This is a genomic window from Spirabiliibacterium falconis (assembly GCF_014885015.1).
GTDB classification, from domain to species: domain Bacteria; phylum Pseudomonadota; class Gammaproteobacteria; order Enterobacterales; family Pasteurellaceae; genus Spirabiliibacterium; species Spirabiliibacterium falconis.
The window spans coordinates 229,248-253,204 of the sequence record NZ_JABMIJ010000006.1; the positions used below are offsets into that span (position 1 = coordinate 229,248).

At 41.8% G+C, this 23,957-nt stretch carries 27 protein-coding genes; 15 read left to right on the forward strand and 12 right to left on the reverse strand.

The window, feature by feature from the left end:
- Positions 1-75: 75 nt before the first annotated feature.
- Together fabA and HPC40_RS03710 are read right to left on the reverse strand one after the other, a co-directional pair.
- Positions 76-603 carry a bifunctional 3-hydroxydecanoyl-ACP dehydratase/trans-2-decenoyl-ACP isomerase gene (fabA, locus tag HPC40_RS03705; protein ID WP_208118136.1) on the reverse strand — a complete coding sequence of 176 codons (528 nt, stop codon included), beginning with the start codon at positions 601-603 and terminating at the stop codon, positions 76-78.
- Positions 604-693: 90 nt separating this feature from the next.
- The gene (locus HPC40_RS03710; protein ID WP_208118137.1) at positions 694-2,334 is read right to left on the reverse strand and encodes an AAA family ATPase; all 1,641 of its coding nucleotides are present in this window, start codon (positions 2,332-2,334) and stop codon (positions 694-696) included.
- Positions 2,335-2,454: 120 nt separating this feature from the next.
- On the opposite strand from HPC40_RS03710, the gene matP reads away from it, so the two are divergent.
- The 7 genes from matP (at position 2,455) to yfaE (ending at position 9,785) form a co-directional block, all read left to right on the forward strand.
- Positions 2,455-2,901: a macrodomain Ter protein MatP gene (gene matP, locus HPC40_RS03715; protein ID WP_208118138.1), complete on the forward strand. Its 447-nt coding sequence runs from the start codon at positions 2,455-2,457 to the stop codon at positions 2,899-2,901.
- A gap of 116 nt (positions 2,902-3,017) precedes the next feature.
- Entirely contained in the window at positions 3,018-4,418 is a 1,401-nt protein-coding gene (locus tag HPC40_RS03720) for a Do family serine endopeptidase (RefSeq protein ID WP_208118139.1), read from the forward strand.
- A 101-nt stretch (positions 4,419-4,519) separates the two neighbouring features.
- Entirely contained in the window at positions 4,520-5,026 is a 507-nt protein-coding gene (locus HPC40_RS03725) for a DUF2301 domain-containing membrane protein (RefSeq protein WP_208118140.1), read from the forward strand.
- On the forward strand, positions 5,016-5,816 hold the full coding sequence (locus HPC40_RS03730) for an MOSC domain-containing protein (protein WP_208118141.1): 801 nt from the start codon (positions 5,016-5,018) through the stop codon (positions 5,814-5,816). Before HPC40_RS03725 ends, HPC40_RS03730 begins: the two co-directional genes overlap by 11 nt.
- Before the next feature lie 255 nt (positions 5,817-6,071).
- Positions 6,072-8,342 carry a class 1a ribonucleoside-diphosphate reductase subunit alpha gene (nrdA, locus tag HPC40_RS03735; protein WP_208118142.1) on the forward strand — a complete coding sequence of 757 codons (2,271 nt, stop codon included), beginning with the start codon at positions 6,072-6,074 and terminating at the stop codon, positions 8,340-8,342.
- A gap of 15 nt (positions 8,343-8,357) precedes the next feature.
- Positions 8,358-9,488, forward strand: coding sequence for a class Ia ribonucleoside-diphosphate reductase subunit beta (nrdB, locus tag HPC40_RS03740; RefSeq protein ID WP_208118143.1), 1,131 nt, complete (start codon positions 8,358-8,360; stop codon positions 9,486-9,488).
- A gap of 36 nt (positions 9,489-9,524) precedes the next feature.
- A complete protein-coding gene (gene yfaE / locus HPC40_RS03745) occupies positions 9,525-9,785 on the forward strand; it encodes a class I ribonucleotide reductase maintenance protein YfaE (protein ID WP_208118144.1) in 261 nt (86 codons plus the stop codon).
- On the opposite strand, the gene HPC40_RS03750 is transcribed toward yfaE, so the two are convergent.
- Genes HPC40_RS03750 through HPC40_RS03760 form a run of 3 tightly spaced genes read right to left on the reverse strand, consistent with a single transcriptional unit; the run spans position 9,782 to position 11,784 of the window.
- A complete protein-coding gene (locus HPC40_RS03750) occupies positions 9,782-10,438 on the reverse strand; it encodes a fumarylacetoacetate hydrolase family protein (RefSeq protein WP_208118145.1) in 657 nt (218 codons plus the stop codon). The two genes, yfaE and HPC40_RS03750, sit on opposite strands and share 4 nt — an antisense overlap.
- A gap of 19 nt (positions 10,439-10,457) precedes the next feature.
- Complete coding sequence (locus HPC40_RS03755; protein ID WP_208118146.1) at positions 10,458-11,522, reverse strand: lytic murein transglycosylase; 1,065 nt, start codon at positions 11,520-11,522, stop codon at positions 10,458-10,460.
- Positions 11,523-11,529: 7 nt separating this feature from the next.
- Positions 11,530-11,784, reverse strand: coding sequence for a YcgL domain-containing protein (locus HPC40_RS03760; protein WP_208118147.1), 255 nt, complete (start codon positions 11,782-11,784; stop codon positions 11,530-11,532).
- A 73-nt stretch (positions 11,785-11,857) separates the two neighbouring features.
- Here HPC40_RS03760 and minC point away from each other — a divergent pair, with 73 nt between their 5' ends.
- Positions 11,858-12,520: a septum site-determining protein MinC gene (gene minC / locus HPC40_RS03765; RefSeq protein ID WP_208118148.1), complete on the forward strand. Its 663-nt coding sequence runs from the start codon at positions 11,858-11,860 to the stop codon at positions 12,518-12,520.
- A gap of 108 nt (positions 12,521-12,628) precedes the next feature.
- Entirely contained in the window at positions 12,629-12,772 is a 144-nt protein-coding gene (locus tag HPC40_RS03770) for an entericidin A/B family lipoprotein (protein WP_208118149.1), read from the forward strand.
- A 56-nt stretch (positions 12,773-12,828) separates the two neighbouring features.
- Here the strand turns inward: HPC40_RS03770 and HPC40_RS03775 are convergent, their stop codons facing one another.
- From HPC40_RS03775 to HPC40_RS03800, 6 genes are all read right to left on the reverse strand, one after another.
- Positions 12,829-13,059, reverse strand: coding sequence for a zinc ribbon domain-containing protein (locus HPC40_RS03775; protein WP_208118150.1), 231 nt, complete (start codon positions 13,057-13,059; stop codon positions 12,829-12,831).
- On the reverse strand, positions 13,056-13,475 hold the full coding sequence (gene ndk / locus HPC40_RS03780) for a nucleoside-diphosphate kinase (RefSeq protein WP_208118151.1): 420 nt from the start codon (positions 13,473-13,475) through the stop codon (positions 13,056-13,058). The genes HPC40_RS03775 and ndk overlap by 4 nt, the downstream gene beginning before the upstream one ends.
- Positions 13,476-13,531: 56 nt before the next feature.
- Positions 13,532-14,842, reverse strand: a complete 1,311-nt coding sequence (gene pepB / locus HPC40_RS03785) for an aminopeptidase PepB (RefSeq protein ID WP_208118152.1) — start codon at positions 14,840-14,842, stop codon at positions 13,532-13,534.
- A 68-nt stretch (positions 14,843-14,910) separates the two neighbouring features.
- A complete protein-coding gene (gene dinB, locus HPC40_RS03790; protein WP_208118309.1) occupies positions 14,911-15,978 on the reverse strand; it encodes a DNA polymerase IV in 1,068 nt (355 codons plus the stop codon).
- 66 nt (positions 15,979-16,044) lie between these two features.
- Positions 16,045-16,755, reverse strand: coding sequence for a CidB/LrgB family autolysis modulator (locus tag HPC40_RS03795; protein WP_208118153.1), 711 nt, complete (start codon positions 16,753-16,755; stop codon positions 16,045-16,047).
- Positions 16,755-17,165, reverse strand: coding sequence for a CidA/LrgA family protein (locus tag HPC40_RS03800; protein ID WP_208118154.1), 411 nt, complete (start codon positions 17,163-17,165; stop codon positions 16,755-16,757). The genes HPC40_RS03795 and HPC40_RS03800 overlap by 1 nt, the downstream gene beginning before the upstream one ends.
- A gap of 77 nt (positions 17,166-17,242) precedes the next feature.
- Here HPC40_RS03800 and HPC40_RS03805 point away from each other — a divergent pair, with 77 nt between their 5' ends.
- The 4 genes from HPC40_RS03805 to HPC40_RS03820 all read left to right on the forward strand — a co-directional run bounded on the left by HPC40_RS03805 (position 17,243) and on the right by HPC40_RS03820 (position 19,932).
- Entirely contained in the window at positions 17,243-17,785 is a 543-nt protein-coding gene (locus tag HPC40_RS03805) for a thermonuclease family protein (RefSeq protein ID WP_208118155.1), read from the forward strand.
- Positions 17,782-18,987: an aminotransferase class V-fold PLP-dependent enzyme gene (locus tag HPC40_RS03810; protein WP_208118156.1), complete on the forward strand. Its 1,206-nt coding sequence runs from the start codon at positions 17,782-17,784 to the stop codon at positions 18,985-18,987. The genes HPC40_RS03805 and HPC40_RS03810 overlap by 4 nt, the downstream gene beginning before the upstream one ends.
- Position 18,988: 1 nt before the next feature.
- Complete coding sequence (locus HPC40_RS03815; protein ID WP_208118157.1) at positions 18,989-19,387, forward strand: SufE family protein; 399 nt, start codon at positions 18,989-18,991, stop codon at positions 19,385-19,387.
- Positions 19,388-19,476: 89 nt separating this feature from the next.
- Positions 19,477-19,932, forward strand: a complete 456-nt coding sequence (locus HPC40_RS03820) for a flavin reductase (protein WP_208118310.1) — start codon at positions 19,477-19,479, stop codon at positions 19,930-19,932.
- 25 nt (positions 19,933-19,957) lie between these two features.
- Here the strand turns inward: HPC40_RS03820 and yfbV are convergent, their stop codons facing one another.
- The gene (gene yfbV / locus HPC40_RS03825) at positions 19,958-20,398 is read right to left on the reverse strand and encodes a terminus macrodomain insulation protein YfbV (RefSeq protein WP_208118158.1); all 441 of its coding nucleotides are present in this window, start codon (positions 20,396-20,398) and stop codon (positions 19,958-19,960) included.
- A 155-nt stretch (positions 20,399-20,553) separates the two neighbouring features.
- Between yfbV and HPC40_RS03830 the strand changes: the two genes are divergently transcribed.
- Both HPC40_RS03830 and pta read left to right on the forward strand, forming a co-directional pair.
- Positions 20,554-21,759, forward strand: coding sequence for an acetate kinase (locus HPC40_RS03830; protein ID WP_208118159.1), 1,206 nt, complete (start codon positions 20,554-20,556; stop codon positions 21,757-21,759).
- Between the two features lie 54 nt (positions 21,760-21,813).
- Positions 21,814-23,952 carry a phosphate acetyltransferase gene (gene pta, locus HPC40_RS03835; RefSeq protein WP_208118160.1) on the forward strand — a complete coding sequence of 713 codons (2,139 nt, stop codon included), beginning with the start codon at positions 21,814-21,816 and terminating at the stop codon, positions 23,950-23,952.
- Positions 23,953-23,957: the final 5 nt, after the last annotated feature.

A 23,957-nucleotide genomic window follows, 5' to 3' on the forward strand; every position in this document is an offset into this window, starting at 1 on the left:
GTATTTTATTTATTATACACAAAAAAACCGCACTTGCGTAAAAGTGCGGTCTTCTGATTCTGATACAGCTTAAGATTAAAATGTTGTGGTATCTTGAAATAATCCCACTTTTAGATCGGTTGCGGTATAAATTACTCGTCCATCGACTTCCACTTCACCATCTGCCACGCCCATCACCAACTTACGATTAATCACACGTTTGAGATGCAAACGATAAATCACTTTTTTCGCGGTTGGCAAAATTTGCCCAGTGAATTTCACTTCACCTACGCCAAGCGCACGCCCCTTCCCTTTTCCACCTAGCCAGCCGAGATAAAACCCAACTAATTGCCACATGGCATCTAACCCCAAACAGCCAGGCATCACGGGATCATTAATAAAATGACACTGAAAAAACCATAAATCTGGTTTGATATTAAATTCTGCCTCAACATAACCCTTATCAAAGTTTCCCCCTTCTTCTGACATTTGGGTAATGCAATCCATCATCAGCATTGGTGGTGCGGGTAATGGCGGACCATCTTGCCCAAATAATTCGCCTTTGCCAGACGCAATCAGATCGTCATATGTGTAAGATGATTTTTGATTAATAGGGTTACTCATTCCTCTGTTCTCCTTTTATGAGGCTACGACATAGCATCATTTTAACAGAGTTAAATAAAGTTTTAAATAGCTAACAAGTGTATGCCGAAATTATTTTTTTAGTTTTGTTAGCAGTGATAAAGCAGCATGATACATTTGCTTGACCGCACTTTGCGGTATGCTTTCTAGCCTTGTTGAAATCAGTTCAGATAATGACTGTCCTGATTGCTCATCAAAGAGAGGAAGTGCGGTTAAAATAGCTAACGCTTGTTCAACATTCTCTACACCCCAAATATGAAATTGCCCCGCCTTAACTGCGTCAATAATATCTGGTTGCAAACTAAGTTGAGACTGCGTGATCTGTGGAATAATTACGCCTTGTTGACCTGTTAAGCCGCGATGCTGGCATAGATGAAAAAAGCCTTCGATTTTTTGATTTACGCCGCCAACACTATGCACATGTCCGCTTTGATCAATCGCCCCTGTGATCGCAATATGTTGAAAAATAGGCACATCTGCTAACGCACTGACTAATGCACAAAATTGCGCAAGCGAGGCACTATCGCCATCAATATCAGCATAAGATTGCTCAAAAACAATCGCTGCAGCGAAAGGCAATTGTGCAGGTAAATGCAATAAATGTGCTAAACAATACTGCGCTAGCATCGTACCCTTACTATGCACATTGCCTGCTAAGTCATTTTTACGCTCAACATCGGTAATTTCTCCCTCTCCTAATTGAACGGTGCAAGTAATACGACTAGGTTCACCAAAGCTAATTGGCGTGCCTGCGTATTCTACCACCGAAAGTCCATTAACTTGCCCAACACATTGTCCATCTGTTTCAATGAAAATATGTTGATTAATAAACTCTCGTTGACTTAACTCTGATAATGATGACTGTTGATAACGCACGCGTCTGAAATAGTTCCAAACCGCACTTTGATTAATTTTATCCTGTTGACACTGTGCGCTGATGGCCTCAATTTTTGCCGTAAGCGACGGCAATGCAATTGGTTGCAAGTAAGCATCTTCACTTTCTCGCACACCAAGTTGGTAAAGTGCGGTTAACCCCTCTGCATCAAAGCACTTCCCTGCTATTTGCTGGGATAAATATTGCACTAATCCACCCCACTGTTGCAAACGTTCTGGCGTGCTGGTATCCAAATAATGCTCAATTTCACTGTATTGTGAAAACGCATATAAGGTCTCATCAAGCTGATAAAGACTGGCCAATTGTTCACGAGAACCAAGTAAAATTAGTTTAAACGTCAGCGGTTGAGGTGGAACATAGGGTAAGTTAGATTTATCTGAGAGTTCCCAATGAAACACTTGCGTTAACAAAATTGATTTTAAACGAAACCACCAATGCGGATGCTGAATTAATGGCTCAACACCGAGAATTAAAACGCCATTTTTAGCATGATGCACCAGCCCTTGTTCCAATGAACACGCACTGTTGGCATTATGCACTCGTCCAAATAACATGTGCTGTGTGTAATATAGCTGTGAAACCACCCTGTCGTCTTCAATAGGATATTGAGAACAAATATAGCTCCTCAGACATTGCCCATAAACATCAACCTGTTCGCACTTTAATACTAACGCCTGCCCCGCTTGTGTATGGAGATAATCGCTGATAGCAGATAATACGCGCGGCTGCGTTTCCATAAAATGGGGGATTTTATAGTCTGGATCGTCAAAGTGCGGTTGTGGTGCTAATGTCAGATAAGATAAAGGTTGTCTGCTCACATGGGTGTCTCTTATAAAATGTTACTACTTCTATTATAACCTTATCACACCACAGTTCACAAAACATAAAAAAAAGCCTATACTAATCAAATGTGACATTGTCACGAATTAGGAGGCAACATGAAATATCAAAAACTGGAAAATCAAGAAGCACAATGGAAATGGCTCTATCTGGCAAAAAAAATTCGTAATGGAGAAAATATCACGCGTTATCTTGAGCACAGTCTGGCAACAGAAAAGGCAAACGCATTATTACAATCACAACATTATCCAGCATTAATTGAACAATGGATCAATCAGCACCTTGCACCTGAATTAGTCATTAAACTTGATCAAGCTATTCGAGCAAGGCGAAAGCGTTTTTTTAATGGCGAAAAACGCACAACAAAGAAAAAATCGATTGATTTAGAATATAGCGTGTGGGCACGTTTATCTAAGCATTCTCGCAAAATGAAAATGACACTGTCTGAAACCATTATGTATATGATTGATGAGGCTGAAAATAAAGAGCGTTACGCCAGCAAAATGGATTTAATGAAGAAAAATCTCAAGCAACTCCTTGAATAATTTTTAAGCAACATCATATATCTTAGTACGACGCAATGAACATTTTACTGAAAAAAGTGTCATAGCTTTCGTTGAGCTTAACAAATGTTTCTTACAGGATTAATAGAGAGTATTGTATGAAAAAAAATAAATTTCTTTTATCTGCCTTAGCAACTGCCGTTTTAGGCTTAAGCCTAGGTAGCATGCCAGTTTATGCACAAAATGCAACCAATCTTGCAGAAAGTATTATCAACACACCGACTCACAGCACAATGGATGGGCAACAATTACCGAGTTTAGCCCCAATGCTACAAAAAGTATTGCCAAGTGTGGTAACCGTCAATGTGTCGGGTACACAAAAACAAGAATCACTCATTCCCGAAGAGTTCAAATTCTTTTTTGGTCGTGACTTTGATACTCAACCACGCGAGTTTCAAGGTTTAGGTTCTGGCGTGATTATTGATGCGGAAAAAGGTTATGTCTTAACCAATAATCATGTTATTGAAAATGCCAATAAAATCAGCCTAACGTTACAAGATGGGCGAGAGCTTAAAGCAAAATTACTGGGGGCTGATAGCAAATCTGATGTAGCGTTACTACAAATAGAAGAGCCGAAAAACTTAACGGCTATTAAAGTTGCCAATTCAGACAAACTCCGTGTAGGCGACTATGTCGTCGCTATCGGTAACCCATTTGGACTTGGACAAACTGTAACCTCTGGTATTGTATCCGCACTTGGGCGTTCGATGCTGTCAGGCAGTGGCAATTATGAAAACTACATTCAAACCGATGCCGCCGTTAATCGCGGTAATTCTGGTGGTGCGTTAATTAATTTAAACGGTGAGCTTATTGGTATTAATACGGCCATTATTGCACCAAGTGGCGGTAACGTAGGGATTGCATTTGCCATTCCGAGTAATATGGCGAATAACTTGGTAAAACAAATCGTGGAATACGGTGAAGTCCGTCGTGGTATTTTAGGCATTAAAGGCGGCGAATTGAATGCTGATCTTGCTAAAGCCTTTGGAGTGGAAGCGCAAAAAGGGGCATTTATCAGCGAAGTGATACCAAAATCAGCTGCCGAAGTTGCGGGTTTGAAAGCCGGTGACATTATCACTGCCATCGACGGTCAGCCTATTAATAGCTTTGCCGAATTGCGCGCTAAAGTGGCTACGACTGGGGCAGGCAAAACGGTTAAACTCACTTATCAACGTGAAGGTAAAAGCCATGATACCGATGTGGTATTACAAGCAGACGATCAAAGCCAAACAGCAGCATCAAGTGTCATGCCAGCTCTAAAAGGTGCAGAGTTGGGTAATTATGATAAAGATGGTGTACAAGGCGTTGAAATTACTGCGGTAACACCGAAATCAGATGCCGATCGTTATGGATTACAAAAAGGCGACATTATTATTGGTGTAAATCGTCAAAAAGTAAACAACATCAGCGAACTACGTAAAATGTTAGAGAAAAAACCGTCTGTCGTAGCACTAAATATCAAGCGTGGCGACAGCAATTTCTATATGCTAGTGCAATAGTTAACCGCACTTTATCATTCCAATCCCCAGTTTTGCTGGGGATTTTTTTATCTTGCAATTTGACACCAGTTACCTACAATCACATAAAAACAGGAGGCATAATGGCAGATCCGCATATCAAATCTCCAATGGATGGGTGGGATTATTTAACCGTTATTTTATATCGTCTCGGCTTTTTTATTGCCACAGTAGGAATAATGGGATTACTGTTTGCCACGCCTTGGGGCATTGTCTGTGTTGCGCTTGCTGCTGCACTATGCGCCAGTAGTTTACATATTTATCTCAAAAAATTCCGTCTAATTTTGCAATTTGCTACATGGACTGGTTTAATCCTGATGCTCTTAAACGCACACGCTCTGGCATTAGGAGCTTTTTTTGTAACCTTAGGGGGATTATGCTTTAAAGAATATTTCTGCTTTCGTGTACCCCTATTGCAGTTTCAGCCACTTTTTTTAGCGATATTATGGCTTGCCAGCACAATTCATCATGCTATGCTGACATCCATATTAGGCATCCTCTGCACCGCACTTTTTCTTTTACTCGCAATCAAAAAAGCACTGATGCCACTACATTTTGATATTGGAGATAAACAAAAATATGAAATTTAAGCCACAGGTAACCGCACTTTACCTCTATCCGATTAAATCCACCCAACCCTATTGCGTGCAACAGGCAACGGTCACATCAGAGGGGCTACATTTTGATCGTCGCTTTATGCTGACTGACAACAATGGTGCGTTTATCACAGCTCGTAAACACGGTGGACTTTATGACGTCACTGCATATCCAACGCCACAAGGGCTTTGGATACAGCATCGTGATGGAAGCCATATTGAGGTGCATTATTCAGACTTTACTCAAACCGCACTTTGCACCGTCTGGGGAACGGAATTTGAAAGCCTAGTGGCGAAAGCAGATATTAATCAATGGTTTAGTGAAAAATTACAAAGTGCGGTACAATTACGCTGGTGCGGTTTTGCCAGCGAGCGACGAATCCAACGCTACCCTGATACCGCACTTTCATTTGCCGATGGCTACCCGCTATTACTGACCAATCAACACAGTCTCGAGCAAGTTCAACGACACTGCCCTGTCGAGATTGATATGCGTCAGTTTCGCCCTAATATCGTCATTCAACATGTACAAGCGTTTGCGGAAAATACATGGCAACGCATCAAAATTGGTCAGATTGAATTTATCAATGCTAAAGCCTGCGAACGCTGCATCCTGACAACACGTGATCTTGCTTCAGGTCAGTTACAACCAAAGTCTGAACCCTTTCGCACCCTAAAAAAACACTTTGCGAATGAGCAAGGAAAGCCGATTTTCGGTGCAAATTTAATCGCCATGCAATCGGGTGTGATTCATGTAGGCGATACACTGGAAATTTTAGCGTAAAACAACAAAGTGCGGTTGAGTAAAATGTGGTGCAAATCACAATTTGAGAATCTTTCTCATTTAATAAAAATAATCGCATTTTCTAACTCATTGCTCTATTTGATATTTTAAAAAGTCAAGTATCAAACGGCAAATTTTCCACTTGAATTTCAGTTAAATTATCATTATCTTGTACTTCGTTTTTTACAACACCACAAGATATAGTATTTGTTAATATTTTTAACATCGTATTTATAATCGCAAACAGGACATCTTATGAATAAAGCATTGATGGTCACTAAGCGTGACGGACGCTTAGAACCGATTGATTTGGATAAAATCCACCGCGTTATTACATGGGCTGCGGAAGGATTAGATAATGTGTCGGTTTCACAAGTTGAGTTACGCTCACACATTCAATTTTATGAAGGTATTCGCACTTCCGATATTCATGAAACGATCATTAAAGCTGCTGCCGATCTCATTACTAAAGATACGCCTGATTATCAATACCTTGCTGCTCGTTTAGCGGTATTTCACCTACGCAAAAAAGCCTATGGGCATTTCGATCCGCCACGCCTTTATGACCATGTGAAAAAATTGGTGCGTATGGGCAAATATGATCCCGCACTTTTAACCGATTACTCTCGTGAAGAATGGGATGAAATGGATGGCTATTTAGATCACTGGCGTGATATGACATTTTCATATGCCGCCGTGAAACAGCTAGAAGGTAAATACTTGGTACAAAACCGTGTCACGGGTGAAATTTATGAATCAGCACAGTTTTTGTATCTTTTAGTGGCAGCTTGTTTATTCAGCCAATACCCACAAGACACGCGTTTAGACTATGTACGCCGTTTTTATGATGCGGTATCCACATTTAAAATTTCACTGCCAACACCAATTATGGCTGGAGTTCGTACTCCAACCCGTCAATTTAGTTCCTGTGTGCTTATCGAGTGTGGTGACAGCTTAGATTCAATTAATGCGACCTCTGCGTCGATTGTTAAATATGTTTCACAACGTGCTGGAATTGGCATTAATGCGGGTGCAATTCGTGCACTTGGTAGCCCAATTCGAGGTGGTGAAGCCTTCCATACTGGCTGCATTCCATTCTATAAACACTTCCAAACCGCCGTCAAATCTTGCTCTCAAGGTGGTGTGCGTGGTGGTGCGGCAACGGTGTATTATCCATTCTGGCATTTAGAGGTAGAAAGCCTGTTAGTGTTAAAAAATAATCGTGGTGTGGAAGATAACCGTGTACGCCATATGGATTACGGGGTGCAGCTTAATAAATTAATGTATCAACGCTTGATTAAAGGTGGCAATATTACCCTGTTTAGCCCATCAGATGTACCCGGATTGTATGCGGCTTTCTTTGCTGATCAAGAAGAATTTGAACGTTTATATGTACAATATGAAAACGATGCGAATATTCGTAAGCGTAGTGTCAAAGCCCTTGAGCTATTCTCTCTGTTAATGCAAGAGCGGGCCTCGACTGGACGTATTTATATTCAAAATGTCGATCACTGCAATACACACTCGCCTTTCGATCCACTGGTTGCACCTGTGCGTCAATCTAATTTATGTTTAGAAATTGCACTACCAACCAAACCACTTGAGCATATTCACGATGAAAAAGGCGAAATTGCCTTGTGTACACTGTCTGCATTCAATCTTGGTGCGCTCGACAATTTAGATGAATTAGAAGGACTAGCTGATTTGGCAGTGCGTGCGTTGGATGCGTTACTGGATTATCAAGACTACCCGATTAAAGCGGCACGTATCGGCTCAATGGGGCGGCGTTCACTCGGTATCGGAGTTATTAATTTTGCCTATTATTTAGCAAAAAATGGCGTACGTTATTCTGATGGTAGTGCGAACAACTTAACACACCGCACTTTTGAAGCGATTCAATATTATTTGCTTAAAGCGTCAAATAATTTAGCCAAAGAGCTAGGCCCTTGTGGTTATTTTAATGAAACAACCTATGCAAAAGGTATTTTACCAATTGATACTTATAAAAAAGACATTGATAAACTCACTGATGAGCCATTGCACTACGATTGGGAAAGTCTGCGTGCTGACATTCAAGAATTTGGTTTACGCAACTCCACTTTGACCGCACTTATGCCATCGGAAACCTCTTCGCAGATTTCTAATGCGACCAACGGTATTGAGCCACCCCGTGGGCATGTGAGCATTAAGGCCTCCAAAGACGGCATTTTGCGTCAAGTAGTGCCTGATTATGAAAACTTAAGCGACAATTACGAATTACTCTGGGATATTCCAAATAACGAAGGCTATTTGCAATTAGTTGGGATTATGCAAAAGTTTGTCGATCAGGCAATCTCAACCAATACCAACTATGATCCAAAACGCTTCGAAGATGGCAAAGTACCAATGAAACGCCTACTTGCCGACTTACTCACTGCCTATAAATATGGCGTGAAAACGCTTTATTATCAAAACACCCGTGACGGTGCTGATGACTCACAAGAAGACATCGATGACGGCTGTGCGGGCGGTGCGTGTAAAATCTAATTAATTGAGGTATTTATGGCTTACACTACGTTTTCACAAAACAAAAATGATCAACTCAAAGAGCCGATGTTCTTTGGGCAGAACGTGAATGTTGCACGTTACGACCAACAAAAATATGAAACCTTTGAAAAGCTGATAGAAAAACAATTATCGTTTTTCTGGCGGCCAGAAGAAATTGATGTGTCACAAGATCGCATTGACTATCAAGCGTTGCCTGAGCATGAAAAACATATTTTTATCAGTAACTTAAAATATCAAACATTACTGGATTCTATTCAAGGACGTAGTCCAAATGTGGCGTTATTGCCTGTGGTATCCATTCCTGAACTGGAAACGTGGATTGAAACTTGGACGTTTTCTGAAACCATTCACTCACGTTCTTACACACATATTATCCGTAATATTGTCAATGATCCTTCCGTCGTGTTCGATGACATTGTGACCAATGAAGAAATTATTAAACGGGCGAAAGATATTTCTGCTTACTACGATGATTTTATTCGCGATACCCAACTCTACACCCTCTATGGTGAGGGCACTTATACCGTGGATGGCAAAGAATGCGTAGTGAGTTTACGTAGTCTAAAAAAACAACTGTATTTGTGCTTGATGAGTGTGAATGCCTTGGAAGCCATCCGTTTTTATGTCAGCTTCGCCTGTTCGTTTGCTTTTGCTGAACGCCAATTAATGGAAGGTAATGCAAAAATCATTAAATTTATCGCACGCGATGAAGCCCTGCATTTGACGGGCACACAACATATTCTCAATATTATGGCATCGGGGCAAGATGATCCTGAAATGGTCGAAATTGTCGAAGAGTGTAAAGACGAAGCTTATGAGCTTTTCCTTGCAGCTGCCGAGCAAGAAAAAGAGTGGGCTGATTATCTGTTCAAAGATGGCTCAATGATTGGCTTAAATAAAGATATTCTTTGCCAATATGTCGAATATATCACTAATATTCGGATGCAGGCTGTGGGCTTGCCGCTACCATTTGAAGTGCGGTCAAACCCTATCCCTTGGATTAACGCTTGGCTCGTGTCTGATAACGTGCAAGTGGCGCCACAAGAGGTGGAAGTTAGCTCTTACCTTGTTGGGCAAATTGACTCCAAGGTTGACTCCAGCGATTTTGGCGACTTTGATCTGTAACTGAGGCAACCGCACTTTTAAGTGCGGTTTTTCATCATGAAAGTGTATAAAATCACCCTTCCCCGCTTCGGCTATTGTGTTGAGCATAACAATGACGACGGTTCATTATTAGAAACACTGGAGAAACACGGCATTGAACACGAATATCAATGCCGCTCAGGATTTTGTGGTGCTTGTCGCGTCAAATTATTAAAAGGCACTGTGCATTACAACCAACCTCCACTTGCCTTTTTAAATCCAGACGAAATGCTACTGTGTTGTTGCAAAGTAGATAGTGATTTAGAGATTGATTTTTAAATGACTTCTGTCTGGAATGAATATTGTGCTAATGTGAGTTCTAGCTTATCACCAGGATGCAATTGCCCGACACCTTTTGGCGTACCCGTTAGTACAATATCGCCTTTTTGTAATGTGAAAAATTGGCTCGCATAACTAATTAAGTGCGGTATATCCACTAACATTTGTGCTGAATGTCCCATTTGACGCAATTCATCATTAACTAACAAGCTAAACGTAATATCTTGCCAATCAGAAAACTGTACTGCGGGAATAAAGGGCGAAATAGGGCAAGCATTATCAAATCCTTTCGCAATTTCCCAAGGGTGAGCGTTCTCTTTACAGCGTTGCTGCACATCACGCAAGGTCAGATCTAATGCAATAGCGAAAGCGCTAACCGCACTTTTTGCCGTGTCCACGTTTGCTTGTGATACATTTTTACCGATTAACACGGCAATTTCTAACTCATGCTCAACACGCCCGAGATGTTTGGGAATAAAAATAGGATTTTGCAAACAGCAAAGTGCGGTTTGAGGTTTGATAAATAACAATGGGGCACTAGGTTCGGGGTTGTTTAATTCGTGAATATGTTCACGATAATTGCGTCCAACGCAGACGACTTTGCCTGCTGGCAAATCCAAAATACTCCCTTTAATATCACGATGTTGATACATAACGCCCCTCTATTTTACCTTATGGATTTACCCGTTGTTTTATGCGATCGGCAAACATACCAATACTTGTAGCGAAATAATTTGAATTATTCCAATGCAGTAAAGTGCGGTAATTATTGGTCACTAAAAATGCTCGCCCAACCTCTTTATTTGGTTGCACTAGCCATAAATCAGCAGCATTAAGGGCTTGCCAGCGTTCATAATCCAACGCTGATTTTGGTTGTACGCCTAATGCTTGCCATTGGCTTAAACTGCGTTTTTGCTCAGCTTTCGTACCAGATATCTCCAGCGATACCGGCATTGTTAAACTGACTTCTAAGCCCCAAGGTAAATTGTTATTCCAGCCAACAGTTGAGAGATAATTAGCAATGGAGGCAAACACATCATATTGGTTTTTCCAAATATCTTCCGTACCATCATTATCGCCATCGGCGGCATAGCTTAAAAATGAGCTTGGCATAAATTGAGATTGCCCCATGGCTCCCGCCCATGAGCCTTTCATTCGTGTTCGATCAATCACATTTGATTGTAAAATTTTGAGTGCAGCAATATACTCTTTACTGAATAATGCTTCACGTCGCCCATCAAATGCCAGTGTTGCAAGTACGGAAAGGACATCATAATTACCTTGATAATAGCCAAAACTACTTTCCATTCCCCATAATGCCATAATATATTCCGTTGGCACACCATAACGCTGGCTAGCTTTCGTTAATGCGGGAAGCTGCTGCCAATAACGTTCAACGGCAACATCAACCTTATGATTGGTTAAAACTTTATTCAAATAGCGGGTAATACCATGCGGATTTGGACTTGGTGGTGCATTACGATTGCGTTGTGCTCGTTCAGCTTGTGCATTATCTAGTTCAACAGCGCGTGCAATATAGTTAACATTCTGTCCTTTTTGTGCGATCGTTTTAGCACTAACGCCTTGATGACTGGCTTGATATTGTAAATATTGCACATAATGCTGAAATTGATCTAAAGTGCGGTTCGCTGGTGCTTGGGTTTGATACAATACCGAAGTATTACTACTACAGCCTGCAAGTATTAGGCTGGTTAATAAAAGTGTACGTTTAAACATAATTATCCTATTTTGTTACGGGTGCCCACGGATCTTTAGGGGGCATTTGTAAATAAAATCCTTCCGTTTGTAATTGCTGTTTTACCTGTTCAATATCGGCGCGTGCCAGTTTATTACGTTGGCTTAAATCAAGCATCATGACAAATTGTGCACGTCCAAACTGAGCAAGCAATAATTCAGGTACAGCACTAAAATCGTCTTTTTGGCATAAATAAAGATACATGCCCTCTTTTTTTGTGCTTTTATAAATCGCACATTGCATTGAAATCCTCCGCATTTGACAAAATTTATGCTATATTGAGCTATTATACACGACATTACGCTAGTTCTCAGCAATGCAGAAACAGATTATTGAATTTCATACTGGTCAGTTTTCTTCTATTGTGCTTACGCTTCATGGAGAAAGCTTGATTGCTATCAAAAAAGCACTCACATTAAAAGTGAAAAAATCGCCTTTATTCTTCCATAATGTACCCGTAATTTTACAATACACACCCATCTTAGAAAAATGCGATTTAAATCAACTTAAAGCATTGTTATCTGAATTTGGTATTCATTTAATCGGGGTGAGTAACTGGCAAAACAACCTGCAAAAAGAATTAATTTTAAGCCACAATTTGCCTGCGCTGGGGAAAAGTGCCAATCAAGATGAACTAATTACACCACGCTACATTGCGCCATTAGTGATTAATGAAAACATCACCAAAAGTATGCCTATCTATGCGAAAGGGCGGGATTTGATCATTTATGGTGATGTATTACCCAGTGCAGAAGTTGTCAGTGATGGCAATATTCATATCTATGGCAAATTGCTAGGGCGTGCAATGGCGGGATTACACAATGAAAACTGTGCAATTTACACCCAATTTCTAGATCCTGAATTTATCGCTGTGTGCCAACGCCATATGACAAAATCGCTGATTCCAATTGATTATTTATTACATAGCGTGCGGATCACAGCACAAGGTCAACATCTTATCTTTACTGCATTTGATTAAAAAATAGACACAAAGTTGAAAAGCTCTGCTGAAATGTGTATGATGAAAGTGGTTTTTCTTTAAACCATCTATGAATAACTATAAGTTTTATAAATCAGGAGAAACAATATGAAAATGATTTGGGCTGTAATTTTTGCATTAACTGTGGGTTCTTTAACTGCATGTAATACTGTGAAAGGTGCTGGTGAAGATGTTTCAGCAGCGGGTCAAGCTATCAATAACACAGCATCTGACGTACAAAAAAGCCTATAATTGAAGGCAACAAAAAAGGGAACAGATGTTCCCTTTTTTATTGGAAAAAAGTGCGGTTAATTAGTCAGCCAACTGGCTAATAAAATAACCACCGCAAAAATGCCTAACCAAATCAATTGTAACTTGGCACTTTTACGATTAATCTCTTTCTTTTGCTCACGAATGCGAGCCATTTTTTGATTAAACGCTGCGATATTATCTGGTGCAAAAGAAAAACCACAATGAGGGCAGAAATTAACCTCTTGGGTCATTTTTTTCTTACATTCTGGGCAATGCGTTATTTTCATTGGGTGCAAATTTCATCATCAGTAAAAAAATATGCGATTTCACGCGCAGCGGAATCTACCGAATCCGAACCATGCACGGCATTACAGCTTTTACTTTCAGCAAAATCATAGCGTAATGTCCCCACTCTCGCCTGTGCAGGATCGGTTGCACCGATTAACTCACGCTGCCCTAAAATCGCATTCTCTCCTTGCAAAACAGACACCACCACTGGTCCTGAGGTCATAAATTCAATTAATCCTTCAAAAAATGGCTGCCCTTTGTGTTCCGCATAAAATCCTTCAGCCTGCTCACGGGTTAATTTCAGCATTTTACTCGCAACAATGGAAAAATGAGCTTGCTCAAATCGCGTAAAAATTGCGCCAATAAGCTGTCGTTTTACAGCATCAGGCTTGATGATTGAAAGCGTCTGTTGCATACATTGTATCCTTACATTATCAAATTTGTGATAAAGTGCGGTCAAACCGCACTTTGCTAAGCGGTCTGATCGGCTTGGGCTAATAATAAATTAGCTAAGGTATTCACACCAATTCCCGTTGCCCCCGTTGCCCATTGAGCATTGGCTGATTTTCTAAAGGTAGCAGAACAGTCAATATGTACCCACTGTTTTTGGTATGTTTCCACAAAATAAGACAAAAATGCCGTCGCTGTACTGGCTCCAGCCCCCGTGCCAGCTGGAACGGTTGCGGTGTTACAAATATCGGCAAATTGCGATTTAATCTGCCCCCGATGAAATGGTTCAAATGGTAAACGCCAGAAGCGTTCTTGTTCTTGTTCGGCTGATGTAAACAAGGCGTTAACCAGTGTATCATCCATGGATAACACACTGTGATAATCATTACCCACTGCCATTTTGGCAGCCCCTGTTAATGTAGCACAATCAATGATAAAGTGCGGTTTATCACGGCAAGCATCGATTAAGCCATCAGCTAACACCAAACGCCCTTCAGCGTCAGTGTTAAGCACTTCTACTTTAACTCCATTACGATATTCAATAATATCGCCAAGTTTGAACGCCTGTGAGCTGACCATATTTTCAGCACAACATAAATACAATTTGACTCGCTGATTCAAACCACAAGCGATTGCTAAGCCTAATGCGCCCGTAAGCAATGCTGCCCCGCCCATATCTGATCGCATAGAATCCATTGAATTACTCGGCTTTAAGCTATACCCGCCAGAGTCAAATGTAATCCCTTTACCGACTAAACTTGCCATCACAGGGGCGGTGTCGTCCCCTGTTGGATTAAAATCTAGCTGTAACATTGCTGGGCTATGTTGTGAACCACGCCCCACCGTCCAAATACCGTGATAGCCCCTTTCAACTAATTCAGCGTTCGTTAAAATCTGGTAAGACACCGCACTTTGCATATCGGCGTGTTCTGCTTGTTGCAAAATAAAATCAGCAGCACGCTGTGCAAGCACCTCTGGCGTGATCACATCGGCGGGAAGGTTAATGATTTCTCGCACAAAATCCCCACATTCAATTTGGCGAAACAGTTGCTGCTGCTCTGCGTCCTCTAAATGGGGAAATTCAATGCCAAAATCTTGTTTCGCCGAATAAAACCCTTGATAAAACGCCCAACAACGACTTAAATCCCAATTATCGCCTGCTAATTCCACATCATTAATATGTTGCCCGCGCAAACGACGCGCCGCCGTTTGAATGCTCGTATTGCCTTCTAAAAGGTGAATATGTGCACCTTGGTTATCAAAACTCAGCACCGCACTTTCACCCCATTGCGCCGTCGCAGGGCTACTATTTAAAAACACTTTCATCGTCATATACTTACCTAATCAATGTTAACGTTCATGAGGAATAGTATAACGCAGTTATAAAAAAAAATAACCCATTATGACCAGAAAGACAGTTGTTCGTTGCGAGCTTGTGGCGAGAGTACAATTTGTAACCCAATAAGGCGTACAGCGCGATTTTTGCGACGTTGCCAAATTTGAGCAAGTAATTGCTGAAAATGAGCCTTACTAAACACCAACATGCGGTTTTCTAGCGTTGTAACGTGAAAATCGCTGAATTTGAGTTTAATGCCAAGATGATGAAAATCACGCAAAGTGCGGTCAGGTAGCACAGATTGGACACGCGCAAGCAACGCATCATAAAGCTGATCTAACACGCGATTAGCCTCATTAAGCTCATCAATATCACGCAGTAATGTCGTTTCCACGCTGATCGATTTGCGTACCTGTTTCGGCTGCACTGGGCGTGTATCAATACCATGGCTGAACTGCCAAATGCGTTGCCCGAGCTTGCCAAATGTATCCAGTAAAATATGTTGTGACATCTGCTGTATATCGCCACAATTAATCAGCCCCATCGTATTGAGTTTTTGTGCAGTTACTTTGCCCACGCCTGGAATTTTCGCCAGTGGTAACGTTTGAATAAACGCATCAACTTGCTCAGGTGTAATGACATATTGCCCATTGGGTTTATTCATATCTGATGCTATTTTTGCGAGAAACTTCAACGGTGCAACACCCGCTGATGCCGTAAGTTGTGTTTCTGCAAAAATGGCTTGGCGAATGGCTTGCGCTATCCAAGTGGCAGAACCATTACATTCACAGCAGTCGGTTACGTCAAGGTAGGCCTCATCAAGCGATAAGGGCTCAATTAGATCGGTAAAGCGACGAAAAATGTGCTGAATTTGTGCAGATACCCTGCGGTAAAGTGGCATATTACCCTTCAGTAAAATTAAATGAGGGCATTTGCGAAGTGCGGTTACGCTCGGCATTGCACTGTGCAGACCAAAACGGCGGGCTTCGTAATTACATGTGCTTAGCACGCCACGCTGACTCGGCAGACCACCGACGGCCACGGGCTTGCCCTGAAGATGTGGATTTTCACGCATTTCAATGGCTGCATAAAAACAGTCCATATCAATATGGATAATTTTTCGCACGGGCAGGTTACCTAGTCATGATTAATGGTAACGCCACTATAACAAAAAACACTGTATAAATAAACAGTGTTTTTAAAATAATAACAGTACGAATTTAAAAACTAACGGAGCCAAAATCGATGTGATGATGCCACATAACACCAGTGCAATAGAGCTAAAAATCCCTGCGTGTTTATCTAACTCTAAGGTGCGTGCCGTGCCAAGAGCATGTGATACGGCACCAATGGAAAGCCCAATGGCTTCAGCATGTTTAATCTTCAACTTTTTCAGTAAGACATAACCAAAAATAGATCCTTGCAATCCCGCTAAAACCACGCTCACTGCTGTAACCGACGGTACGCCCCCAATGGTTTGCGCAACCGCCATGGCAATTGGTGTGCTGATGGATTTAGGCAATAATGTTGCCACAATTTCTTGATTAGCCCCCAATAATATTGCCAGCACGGCACCACTAAACATCGCAAAGACTGACGCGGTTGTGGTGATCAATAAAATACTTTTCCAGCGGCTACTGATTTGACGCAACTGTTCATACAACGGCAATGCCAAGGCAACAATGGCAGGACCAAGCAGACTATTTAACGGTGCATTGCCTTGCATATAGCGATCGTAAGGAATATCACACAGCAACAAAATCGCTACAAGCATTAAAATGGTTAATACAAACGAATTAAAAATAATCGAACGCCAACGTTTACTTATCCACACGGCAAGCATAAAGCAGACAATGGTCAGCAATGAATATAGCCAAAGTGCGGTTTCCGTTAGAAAAGATACCCACATTATGCTTGCCCTCTACGCCGTTTGCTTGCCTTGCGGCGTAAAAATGTGACCGAATGGCGATGATATAAATAATCCCCCAGAAAACCAATAACCACCATTGTGAGCATGGTGCTGACAATATTTGGGATGAGCAACTGTTGTGCATTATCAAGCAACACATCACCATATTTAATAATCCCCACACTGACAGGCACAAACAGCATTGCCATATAACGCACGAGCAACGATGCACCTAGTGCGATCCACTCCACTTTGACAACTTGCGTGGTAAGGCAGAAAAATAAAATTAATAGCCCCCAAATACTGCCAGGCACGCCAATCGGAATAAGATTCTCAATGAAAATGCCTATATAAAGCACGAGATATAAAATAACCAGCGCGCGTAATAAGTTAAAAATGTGATATCGCATAATTTGATTGTATAAGAATGTAAATCGGGTTAAAGTCGTTCAATCTATTGGCTAATTTTACTCCCTTTTCGTGAACTATGTCACCCTTTGTCGTGTATAAATCCGCTCATTGGCGATTGTTGTGGCTGCTGACCGCACTTTGCCTCACAACACATCCGAGTATTTTGGCTAAATCTACATCCAAACGCCAACCTGAGGTGATGGTGCAGCACTGCTTCGTCAGCCATGTGATTGATGGAGATACATTTATTTGCCATTTTAGCCAAGAGAATGAACAACGCGTACGTCTTATTGATATTGACAGCCCCGAGCGGAAACAGCCGTTTTATCATACTGCCCGTAAGGCATTGAGTGCGATGGTTGAAAAACAAATTGTGCTCCTGCACATCTACGGCACGGACAAATATCACCGCCTACTTAGCCGTGTGTATAATACCGACGGCAAAGATGTCAATTTCACGATGATCACACAAGGGCTTGCATGGGTCTATCATTATAGTGATAATGCCTTATATAAACAGGCAGAGCAACACGCTCGACGTGAAAAACGCGGGCTATGGCAAGACAGCTCTAGCATTGATCCCTATGACTATCGCAAACAACAGAAAAAGCAAAAATGACAGCACTTACCGATCACTTTAGACAAGCATTTCCCTATTTTCAGCGTGCTAATGCACCCGTCTATCTCGACAGTGCCGCCACCGCCTTAAAACCGCAAATATTAATAGACAGCACTAACGCCTGTTATAGCCAAGCAGGAAGTGTCCATCGTGGCATGCAACACGCACACACAACCGATCAGTACGAGCATGCTCGCACGCTGATGGCGCAATGGCTACATTGCCAAAGCCCAGATTGTGTGGTGTGGACATCAGGCGCAACGGCGAGCATTAACCTTGTCGCTCATGGGATTGCACCGCAATTATGCCCTAGCGATAACATCATCACAACCCGTGCGGAGCATCATGCCAATTTTGTACCTTGGGTTATGCTTGCACAAAAGTGCGGTGCGGCGTTACGCGTGATTGATTTTGATCACCATTATGCTATTGATCAAACCGCACTTTTAGCCCAACTCGATCACCAAACAAAATTAGTGGCATTAAACCTACAATCCAATATCACAGGCACAATACAAGCGATTTCGCCATTAATTCACTTGATTAGAACACATGCACCCAATGCGTATATTTTACTCGACTGTGCGCAAGCCATTGTGCATCAGCGTCTAGATGTTCAAAAGCTCGATGCGGATTTTTATGTCTTTTCTGCTCACAAACTGTATGGACCAACTGGATTAGGGGTACTGACAGGCAAGCGAGCTGCATTATCACAGCTTCAACCGTTACATTTTGGCGGAAAAATGGTGCAACACGTCAGTGAACGTGCGGTCAGTTTTGCCCCATTACCCTATCGCTTGGAAGCAGGAACACCCAATATTGCCGCTGTGATTGCCTTTGGCGATGTGCTAGCATGGCTGGCAACATGGGACATTGAACGCCTTCAACGTGACACTGTCACACTAGCACAATACTGCTATACCGCACTTTCGCAAATGGCAGGTTGTCGGCTATTTTCCGCCTCACCCGTTGAAAGCCTGTTTTCATTCGCATTTGATGGCATCGCAAGTATTGATTTAGCCTTATTATTACAAGAACATGGCATCGTGCTACGAACAGGACAACACTGCGCACAGCCTTATTTACACGCACTCGGTGAGCAAAGTTTGCTGCGGTTGTCTTTTGCACCTTATAATAATACAGACGATATTGAGCAATTTTTAACCACACTTTCGCTATCGCTTGACCTATTACGAGATTAATATGACCACGATTGATGATGTAATCGCACACTTTACTGCACTGCCTGACTGGCAAGCGCGTTATCGTGCGTTAATTTTACTCGGTAAAACATTACCTATGCCTAATGATGAGCAACAACAAGCCATGACGCTATTAGCAGGCTGTGAAGTTCCTATTTTCTTTCAATTAGAGCCAACAGAAAATGGCATAAAAGTGCGGTTATATAGCCAATCACGCATTATCAATGGGCTATTTGTGATTTTACTTCACCAACTTGATGCACTCGATAATCCGCAAGCGTTAAATATTCACGCGACCCTTGCAAAGTGCGGTATCAGTGAGCATTTAAGTGCAACACGCTTGGCAGGTTTGCGGGAGATTGAACGTCAAATTAAAACGGCATTGCGTGCAAACGTATAGGCTAGGCGAAAAGATGGTTTCCTGCTAGAATATTCTTTTCATTAACATAAGGATAACATGTGCTAGACCAATCCCTTTTTCGTAATGCGATGGCAAATGTGGCATCAGCAGTGAGCATTTTAACCTCTCATGGTAACGCAGGCAGCGCAGGGTTGACGGTGTCGTCAATGGCATCAGTTACCGATACGCCTGCCACAGTTTTAGTCTGCATTAATCAAGGGAGTGATTTGCACGATGTGATTGCCGAAAATGGGCATGTTGCCATTAATTTGCTACAGCCGCAACACGAGCAACTTGCATTGCACTTTGCCTGTATGGCGGACAGTACGATGGCAGAACGGTTAAGCTGGGAAATGTGGACGCAAGGCCGCAATGGCGTACCCATTTTAAAAGATGCTCTCGCCGTGTTACAAGGACGCGTTACCCAGCAACATGCCGTCGGAACGCACAGTGTCTTTTTTATTGAACTTGACCAAATTGATCTGGCTGAAAAAGGCAACGCCTTGATTTATCACAACCGCCAGTTTAAAGCCTTAAACTATTGACAGTAAGTGCGGTCAAACCGCACTTTTATAATTCTCGCCAAAATTCATCATCTAAATGCCGTTGCGCGTGATTTAGCACGCGGGCAAGATCATAAAAGTGCGGTTGAGCTACACGTTCTACCGCAATGCCTTTGGATTGCAATGTATCACAAATGTGCATATAAGCTAGCCGTGAGCGTTCATTTAAAGGCGTTTTAGCACGTTTTCCAAGCCAAAAAATACCTTGCAGCGGCAGGCTTAGAGCAAAAAGTGCGGTAATAATTGCTGCCGCCAATGCCATTTGGCTATGAGGCATTGTTAATCGCTGCCAAACAATCGCTAACACCGCAACCGCTGGCATAATTTTTTCCGCAAAGCGAACTGCACGAATAATACGATTTTCAGGGAAAATCATACCTAGTTTAGGGTGTAATACCCATAAATTGAGATACTCTCGCCCCTGTTGATAGGTTTTCAATAAACTCATTTTTGGTCTTATGTTTTAACAAATTGAAAAAAATCAATTTTTCCTGCATTTATCCTGCGTTATAATTTATTTTATGCCGACAAAGGTGTATTCTATTGCAGTTATTTTTATGACGCAATGTCATCTTCATTTAATTAATCAACATAGGTATTGATATGTCTGAAAAACTCATTCTGGTGCTCAACTGTGGCAGCTCATCTCTAAAATTTGCCATTCTTAATCCTGAAAACGGGGACGAAAAATTATCTGGTCTTGCTGAGGCATTCCATTTGCCTGATGCGCGAATTAAATGGAAATTGCATGGTGAAAAAGGCAATGCTGATTTAGGTGCGGGTGCCGCGCATAGCGAGGCGTTGGCATTTATCGTAAACGAAATTTTAGCCAAAGAGCCCGCATTAAAAGACAATATTGTTGCCATTGGGCATCGTATTGTGCATGGTGGTGAGAAATTCACCTCATCTGTATTGGTTAATGATGAAGTGATTGAAGGTATCCGTGATGCCATTCAATTTGCGCCATTACACAACCCTGCGCATTTAATCGGAATTGAAGAGGCATTTAAAGCATTCCCTGAATTAAAAGACAAAAATGTGGTTGTTTTTGATACGGCATTCCATCAAACAATGCCTGAAGAAGCCTACCTTTATGCGCTGCCGTATAAACTCTATAAAGACCATGCCATTCGTCGCTATGGTGCACACGGTACCAGTCATTATTATGTCAGCCGTGAAGCTGCAAAAGAACTCAATATTCCTGTTGATAGCCTCAATGTTATTACCTGTCATCTTGGTAATGGTGGCTCAGTTTCTGCTATTCGCCACGGCGAATGTATTGACACCTCGATGGGCTTAACGCCACTTGAAGGGATTGTCATGGGCACACGTTGTGGTGATATTGACCCTGCTATCGTGTTCTATCTCTACAATAATTTAGGGTATAGCATGGAGCAAATTGAAAAATGCTTAACGAAAGAATCAGGGTTATTAGGCTTAACTGAAATCACTAGTGACTGTCGCTATGCCGAAGACAATTTTGATACGGAAGAACCTGCCCGTCGCGCATTAGAAGTGTATTGCTACCGTTTAGCCAAATACATCGGCGGCTATATGGCCATTATTGGTGAGCGTTTAGATGCTATTATCTTTACTGGTGGTATCGGTGAAAACTCAGCGCATGTTCGTGAATTAACCTTGGGACATTTAAAACTCTTTGGTTATCAATTAGACGAAGAACGCAACTTAGCCGCTCGCTTTGGTAATGCAGGTAAAATCACAACTGATACCTCTCCATTAGCAATTGTAATTCCAACTAATGAAGAATTAGTGATTGCACAAGACACAGCTCGTTTAGCTGCACAATAATGTTTACACTGCCGATTTTGTCGGCAGTTTTTCTTTAAATAAAAGGTTTAGATTATGTCTCGTACTATTATTTTAATTCCTGTAAGTGCTAGCGTTGGATTAACCAGTGTTAGTCTTGGTTTAGTGCATGCGTTACAGCAAAAAGGCGCAAAAACGGCTTTTATGAAGCCAATTTCTCAGCCTAGCAGTGGTGAAGATAAAATTGACCGCACAACGGCAATTCTTCGCTCAAGCACTGCTATAGATACGGGCGAGCCAATTATGCTTAGCCAAGCAGAATCATTGATCGGACAAAACCAAACTGATGTTTTGTTAGAAAAAATCGTGGCACAACATCAACAATTAAGCAATAAAAATGAAATTGTCATTGTTGAAGGATTAATTCCAACCAGTAAAAGTGCCTATGCTGCTGGTATTAACTATGATATTAGTCAGGCTCTTGATGCCGAAATCATTCTCGTTGCTGCGCCAGGAACAGATACACCAAGTCAATTAATCGAACGTTTAGAAGCTGCTGCCAGTGATTTCGGTGGTCGCAGTAATCCGAATATGCTCGGTGTGGTTGTCAACAAATTTAATGCTCCCGTTGATGAAAGTGGACGCACACGCCCAGACTTAAGTGAAATTTTTGAAGCCTTTAAAGAACGTGAAAGTTCTAGCAATGAGATTCGTCATTTATTTACTAAAAGTCCATTAACTTTACTGGCGTGCATTCCCTGGAATGCAGAATTGATCGCAACACGTGCTATCGACATTGCCAAGCATCTTGATGCCCAAATCATTTACGAGGGAGAAATTAAAACACGCCGCATACATGGTATTACATTCTGTGCAAGAAGTTTACCCAATATGCTTGAACATTTCCGTGCTGGGAGCTTATTAGTTACCTCTGCCGATCGCCCTGATGTATTAGTTGCCGCCTCATTGGCAGCAATGAATGGGGTAAAAATTGGTGCATTAGTTTTAACAGGTGGCTATAAAATTGACGCTCAAATCAGTAAGTTATGTCAACAAGCCTTTGAAACTGGTCTACCAGTTATCCGCGTTGAAGGCAACACATGGCAAACATCACTAAACCTACAAAGTTTCAATTTAGAAGTGCCTGCTGATGACGCAGAACGCATTGAAACAATCAAACAGTTCACCAGCGAACAATTCAATTCGCAATTTATTGATGGCTTAATTGGTGGATCATCACGCTTACGTCGCTTATCACCACCTGCATTCCGTTATCAATTAACGGAACTTGCGCGTAATGCAAAAAAACGTATTGTCCTGCCTGAAGGTGATGAACCCCGCACCGTTAAAGCAGCTGTGCTTTGTGCTGAGCGTGGCATTGCAGAATGTGTATTATTAGCAGATCCTGCTGAAGTAGAACGCGTTGCGGAATCCCAAGGCGTACAATTAGGAAAAGGCATTACCATTATTGATCCAAAAATGGTTCGTCATAATTATGTGCCACGTTTAGTTGAACTACGCAAAAACAAAGGCATGACTGAAGTGGTTGCAGAAGAACAACTGCAAGATAACGTCGTGCTAGGCACCATGATGCTCGAAGCAGGTGAAGTTGATGGATTAGTGTCAGGCGCGGTACACACCACAGCCAATACCATTCGTCCGCCACTACAAATCATCAAAACTGCACCGGGCAGCTCTCTTGTATCATCAGTATTCTTTATGCTATTGCCAGATCAAGTGCTTGTTTACGGTGACTGTGCAATTAATCCTGATCCAACTGCTGAACAGCTGTCAGAAATTGCAATTCAATCAGCCGACTCCGCTAAAGCCTTTGGAATCGATCCAAAAGTTGCAATGATCTCCTATTCAACAGGTACATCTGGTCAAGGTTCTGATGTTGAAAAAGTGCGGGAAGCAACACGTTTAGCGAAAGAAAAGCGCCCTGATCTCGTCATCGACGGACCATTGCAATACGACGCTGCCGTGATGGAGGATGTGGCACGCTCTAAAGCACCAAACTCTCCTGTTGCAGGTAAAGCGACTGTCTTTATATTCCCAGATCTCAATACAGGTAACACAACCTATAAGGCGGTTCAACGCTCAGCCGATCTCATCTCTATTGGACCAATGCTACAAGGTATGCGTAAACCCGTTAACGATCTCTCCCGTGGTGCATTGGTAGATGATATTGTCTATACCGTAGCACTCACTGCTATTCAAGCAACACAACAATAAATAAA